Annotated in this window: 7 protein-coding genes; 4 read left to right on the top strand and 3 right to left on the bottom strand. The window is 59.8% G+C overall.

Annotated elements, in window-relative coordinates; translation table 11 throughout:
• Positions 1 to 4: 4 nt before the first annotated feature.
• Positions 5 to 2023, bottom strand: coding sequence for a MutS-related protein (locus tag ACP5EL_RS08700; RefSeq protein WP_428402118.1), 2019 nt, complete (start codon positions 2021 to 2023; stop codon positions 5 to 7).
• Positions 2024 to 2106: 83 nt separating this feature from the next.
• On the opposite strand from ACP5EL_RS08700, the gene ACP5EL_RS08705 reads away from it, so the two are divergent.
• Genes ACP5EL_RS08705 through ACP5EL_RS08715 form a run of 3 tightly spaced genes read left to right on the top strand, consistent with a single transcriptional unit; the run spans position 2107 to position 3402 of the window.
• Complete coding sequence (locus tag ACP5EL_RS08705; RefSeq protein WP_428402119.1) at positions 2107 to 3018, top strand: hypothetical protein; 912 nt, start codon at positions 2107 to 2109, stop codon at positions 3016 to 3018.
• A 40-nt stretch (positions 3019 to 3058) separates the two neighbouring features.
• Positions 3059 to 3193: a hypothetical protein gene (locus ACP5EL_RS08710; protein WP_428402124.1), complete on the top strand. Its 135-nt coding sequence runs from the start codon at positions 3059 to 3061 to the stop codon at positions 3191 to 3193.
• The gene (locus ACP5EL_RS08715; RefSeq protein WP_428402120.1) at positions 3190 to 3402 is read left to right on the top strand and encodes a hypothetical protein; all 213 of its coding nucleotides are present in this window, start codon (positions 3190 to 3192) and stop codon (positions 3400 to 3402) included. The genes ACP5EL_RS08710 and ACP5EL_RS08715 overlap by 4 nt, the downstream gene beginning before the upstream one ends.
• Positions 3403 to 3411: 9 nt before the next feature.
• Here the strand turns inward: ACP5EL_RS08715 and ACP5EL_RS08720 are convergent, their stop codons facing one another.
• Complete coding sequence (locus tag ACP5EL_RS08720) at positions 3412 to 3801, bottom strand: ArsR family transcriptional regulator (RefSeq protein ID WP_428402121.1); 390 nt, start codon at positions 3799 to 3801, stop codon at positions 3412 to 3414.
• An 81-nt stretch (positions 3802 to 3882) separates the two neighbouring features.
• Positions 3883 to 4548 (bottom strand): phosphoribosyltransferase, encoded by a 666-nt coding sequence (locus ACP5EL_RS08725; RefSeq protein WP_428402122.1) that lies wholly within the window; start codon positions 4546 to 4548, stop codon positions 3883 to 3885.
• Positions 4549 to 4670: 122 nt separating this feature from the next.
• On the opposite strand from ACP5EL_RS08725, the gene ACP5EL_RS08730 reads away from it, so the two are divergent.
• The coding region (locus ACP5EL_RS08730) for a tryptophan--tRNA ligase (RefSeq protein ID WP_428402123.1) at positions 4671 to 5710 on the top strand (1040 nt) is incomplete at its 3' end.

Below are 5710 nucleotides of genomic sequence, written 5' to 3' on the forward strand. Positions count from 1 at the left end.
AAATTCACCGGAATTTCGAGAGGAGCCTCGCATAAAACTCCCGCTCATCCCCCTCAGCGGTCCGGACGAGCCGGTCGATTATAAGCTCCGGGGTGCTTTTGGCGAGGTGGTTATATCGGGGATTTCTATCGACGATCAGCCGGTCGTTTTCGTCGAGACCCCGAGCCTCGATCCCGTCTATCCTGACGGTCGTCTCGGCAGACCTGGCCACGTCCTCTGCGAGGTGGCTCACGAAGATGGCGACCGACCCGCCCATCGATAGATCGTCCAGGAGGGAGGCTATGATCTTGGCGGAGGCGCCGGGCTCGGTTATCGCCTCCAGCTCGTCTGCCAGAACCAGCTTTCTCTCCCCTCCCGCCAGGGCGGAGAACTTCCGGATCGTCGCCTCAAAGGCCCCGGCTCCCTGGATGCCCTGGCTCTTGCCGAAGTAGTAGAGCCTCTCGAAGACGGAGAGGTGAGCCGATGCCGCCGGAACCGGAAGCCCCATATGGGCCAGGATCACGATCTGAGCAGCAAGCTCGATAAGGGTCGTCTTCCCGCCGGAGTTGACGCCGCTGAGGATCGCCGTCCTCTCTGAGGGCTCGACGAGGCCCGTCGGACCGACCGAGTAGCTGATCGGCTCCGGATCGTCGAGAAGGAGGGTTCTCCCTTCGAAGAAGCCGATACATGGTTCCTCACCAAAGGTGGGCATGACGAAGACCCTCTGCAGGGCGAAGCAGCCGAGGGAGTATCCGACGTCGAACTCCAAGAGGGCGACGTTGAGGTCCTCGACGATCTTCCACTCTCCCGCCAGATCTCTGGCAATATATCTTCGGGAGTTCAGCCTTTCCGCCTCGGCCTTCTTTCGCAGCTCCTGGAGAAGACTGGTGATAGACTCTCGGTCCTCCTCCAGGGGATACTGGACCTTCGAGGAGATGATCTCCTCGAAGTACGCCCTCTCGGCCCCTTTCAGATCAAGACCGGAAGAGGCCCGGTCCCTCGCCTCCTTCAGTACGTCGGCGAAGGTTCCTCCCATTCGGGATTCGAAGAGATCTCTGAGGTCCTCGGCCCGGCCCAGGGCGGAGAGGAGATCGTCCCCAGCGAGGGTGACTGAACAGCTCTCTATCCTCTTTTTCAGCTCGGCGTTGGCCCAGGCCACCGCCTCTTTCACCCGCCCTTCAAGCTCTGCGATGATCCGGTCCAGCCGCCGAACTTCGGGCTCGTCGTCATCCTTCAGCTCGGAAAGCCCCCGGATCAGGTCTTCCAGGCCGTCGAAGGAGGCGACCTGGCGCGTCTCCAGGATCTTTGCCGCTCCGAGGATCGAGTCGAGAATCTCCTGGTTCTCCAGATAACGATGAAGAACCAGCTCCGGGACGAGATACCAGTCCTCCTCGCTCTCCGCCTCCTCGATCTCGGGCAGGGCAAAACTGTCGATGGTCTTGCCGAGAAAGGTGACGCGGTCGTACCCTCCGGCCAGGTCTCTCAGCTCTCGCAGGCTCTCGACGAGATGGACGTCTACCACCCTATCGATCCCCCTCTCCTTCAGATCCCGGAGGGCTGATGCCGAGTCGACCGCGAGGGCCCGGTTCCTCACCCGTAATCGGGCCTCCTTGCGGAGCGGTCTCATCTTTGAGAGGTGGAGGGCGAGGTCGGAGTCGGCCAGATTTGAGGCCGATCTGATCGCCGATTCTGCAAATTCTCTGTTCTCATCGATCATCTCCCGGCAGGAGGATGGGAATAGGGTTCTGAGCTTATGACTGGCGTACTCGGTATGGGCAGACTTCGCCAGCTGCTCCATCAGAGATTCGTAGATCTGGACCGCCTCGTCGGTGGCCAGAAAGTCGGCGGGAGAGAGGCCGCGCTCCGCCCCTCGGGCCCTCTGGACGAGGGCTATAGCCTGGCGCGGGCTCATGCCCCTCATCCCCAGAAGGCCGGCCACGTCCCCCTTCAGAAGAGCCTCCAGGGCGGCGTCCTCGTCTCCGTAATGGGCTGCGAGCTTCTCCTTCAGCTTGGCCCCAACTCCAGGAACGTCCTTCAGCTTCAAACCCTATCAGGGTAGGCAGAGGACAATATAGCCGTTTCCCCAAAAGAAACCTTGATATCTGACCGGATCTGAAGGTATCGACCGTGCTGCTCCATGAGATCTTGAAGATAGACGACGGTGAGGAGGTCTTTTTGGCCGAAGAATCCCTGGCAGACCTGATCACCCTCCCGGTGACATCGGAGATCCTCAGCTCCGGGCTGAAGGTCGAAGAGTCTATAGAGGTGCTGGAGGAGAGGGGCGAAGAAGAGGATGGAGAAGGGAGAACCGCCCTTCTTGGGGTCGCCCTTAAGCTGACGGAGCCCGCAGAGATCTGGCTGCTCCTGACGGACCGCTACTCAGGCACGGGTGGCCTCGAGGCCCTTCCCCGAAGCTCTAGCCCCCGGATCGTCGAGGTCTCTGAGGAGAGGTTTCTGGGGGGATTGGTGGAGTGGCTTTCGATCTCCCTCTCTTTTGAGCTCTTCTGCGAGAGCTGTCCTGTGGCGAGCCCTCCGCTATTCGTCCCCGAGAGGATCGAGGGGCTGGTGAGGTTTCTGGAACCGCTTCTCCCCGCCGGAGGCGAGCTCTTGGAGATCTGCTGCGGGAGCGGCATGGCCACCCAGGCCCTGAAACGGCTCGGCTATCGCCCTTGGACCGAGGATCTGGACAGCTGTGAGGTCTGCATGGCGTTGAAGTCGGGATACATCGACTCAGAGAGGGCGATGGTCCTGGACGCCCGGCTGCTGGACCGCTTCTTTCCACCCCTGCACTTCGATGCGGTGGTGGGATTCATGGTGGGGCTGATTGACGAGGTCAACTGGTCCCTCTGGAAGGAGATACTTCTCCGCTCTTCGGCTCTCGCGAGAGATATGGTGATCTATACAACCTATACCGAAAGGGAGTCCCAGATGGTGGCCGAGGCCCTCAGGTCTGACGGATGGATCGGAGAGGTGGTGGCAAACCCCGACGACCTGGGGATCTATGACCAGTGGGCCTTCGTCGGAAGAAGGCGCGGGTGACGAAAGGTTAATACCATCTCAGATCAAAGGGTGAGCAGGGGTGATGCTTCTGCCTAAGTTCAAGAAGAGAGACGTTGAGAGAAAGGGCGACAAGAAGACAGAGAACCTGGAGAAGAAGCTGATCGAGGAGAACCTCGAAGATCTTGTAGCAACGGGCGGTGAGGAAGAGGATTGACCGCCCTTAATGTCAGGATCCTCGCCGACGGCAGCGTCTCTGAGAGGAGCGTCGATCTGAAGGGGGGCCTGACCTACGAAGGCCTCTTCGAGCTTCTCAAAATAAACCCCGAGACTGTGGTGGCTCTCTGGGAGGGCCACCCCGTTCCGGCCGACGAGCTGGTGGAATCGGGGAGGCTGGAGATCGTCCGGATAGTCTCTTCGGGATGAAAGATCTCTTCAGCTGCTGCTCAGCTTTCTGCTGAGGTCCTTCAGCCGATCTATATTCTCCATCACCCTCGTCGACTCTATTCTCTTCTCCTCCTCAAAGTGGCCGATGATCTCCTCCAGTGATCTGGTGAGCCGGTAGACCTTCATAGGCCTGCCCTTTCCATCCTTCTTTATCTCCCTCTCCTCGATCCAGTCGTTCTTCCGGAGGCTTCTCATGGCGATGCTCACCTCGGGCTGCCGGAGATTGGACCCGATCTCGATCTCTCGGGAGGTGGCCTCATAGACGTTGGCGAGGTAGGTGATCATGCTGGCGACGTTTCGGGGGATGCCGAGATCCCGCAGAACCTCTACGAACTCCCGGTCTTTATCGTCCAAAACCTTGACCGAAAATTGTCTCATAATAATCACATCTATTTTTATGGCTACAAATTCATTCTCATATAAATAGCTTATTTTTGTTTATCCAAAAAGATTATCGATTCAGCCTCCAGCGCCCCTGTAGACCTCTCCAATCTCCGTCCCCCTCCCCAGGGCTACCAGGTCCTCCAGGATCTCGGCCATCTGCTCCTCATCCAGATCGATCTCGAACCTCCTCTTCAAATCTGCCCGGATCTGATCCGCCGAGATCGGAACTTCTGAGCTGGAGAGGACCCGTTCGGAGAACCCCACCAGGTCTTCGTGGACCGCCCAGGGATAGATGATCCACCTCCACTCGGTGATCTTCTCCGCGTAGTAGTCGGGCTCGAAGGCGGAGCTGATCTTGTGCTGGAGGACCGCGGTCCTCGCCTCCGCTGGCCCCAGGCTCTCAACGTAGCCCGTCGCCGTGGTGAGGGTGTCTCCGGTGTCGGTTACGTCGTCGACGATCAGGACCTTCTGGCCAGATATCGCCGTTGCCAGGGGAAAGCGGACGGTAGCCTGATCTTTCTTCTGGGCTGCGATCCCCCAGTGCTCGATCTTCATGCTGGTGAGCAGGTCGTGGACCAGAAAGTCGCAGACGACCCGCCCCGGGACGTAGCCGCCCCGGCCGATGGCCACCACCAGGTCGGGACGCCAGCCCGAGGACTTGATCTGGCGGGCCAGAACCTTGGCGAGATCGTAGAACTCATCCCAGGTCACAATATCGCAGGGGAAGGACTCAGGGTTCATCGAGAAGATGAGCGACGTTCAAATTTAAATATCTTCAGCGAGGCCAGGAACCTCCCCGACGGTGCGACCTTCAGGGGGATGACGAGAAGGTAAATATACCATATTCTGCATCGCCTGGACCTATGGCAACGAAGCTGGACCCCTGGGGCGCGGTCTCGATAGACGACTACTCGAAGCTCTTCGAGGAGTTCGGCATATCGAGCTTCGAGGAGCTTCTGCCCCAGATCGACGATCCCCATCCATATATGAAGAGACATATAATATTCGGCCACCGAGACTACCAGTCCGTCATCGAGGCGATGAATGAAAAGAAGCCCTTCGCGGTGATGAGCGGGTTCATGCCCAGTGGGAGGGTCCATCTCGGCGGCAAGATGGTGATGGAGGAGATAATCTGGCACCAGAGGCAGGGGGGGGACGCTTTCGTCGCCATCGCTGACATGGAGGCCCATTCGGTCCGAGGGATAAGCTGGGAGAGGTGTCGGGAGATGGGGATCGAGGAGTACATCCTCAGCCTGATCGCCCTCGGCTTTGAGCCTTCGGGCACCATCTACTTCCAGTCAAAGAGCCGGGCCGTCCGGGACCTCGCCTTCGAGCTCGCCGCAGCCGCGCGGTTCTCGGAGCTGGCCGCCATCTACGGCTTCTCCGGCGAGACGAACGTCGCCCACATGTTGAGCGTGATGGTCCAGAGCGCCGATATACTCCACCCCCAGCTCGCAGAGAACGGGGGACCGAAGCCCGTGGTCATCCCAGTCGGCTCGGACCAGGATGCCCACATCAGACTCACTCGCGACCTCGCCAGCAGGATGAGAAAGTTCCTGGTGGAGGAGAGGGAGGGGCGCGTCAGCCTCCGGGGGAAGGCCGCGGGCCCTGAAATGATCGAGGCCGCAGCCGCCCGCCTGAAGGAGATGGGCTACAAGAGGGTGAAGCGGTACGAGGAGCATATCGACGTCTTCGACGCCAAGGCGGAGGACGCGGGAAGGGTCGAGGAGATGATGAGGGAGTTTGAGGTAGGAGAGGGTGGATACGGCTTCATGCCTCCGGCCTCCCTCTACCATCGGTTCATGACCGGCCTCACCGGCGGGAAGATGTCATCCTCGCGGCCCGAGAGCCACATCGCCCTCACCGAGGACCCCGAGGAGGCGAAAAAGAAGGTGATGAGGGC

It is taken from the genome of Methanocrinis sp. (assembly GCF_049974945.1).
Classification (GTDB): domain Archaea; phylum Halobacteriota; class Methanosarcinia; order Methanotrichales; family Methanotrichaceae; genus Methanocrinis.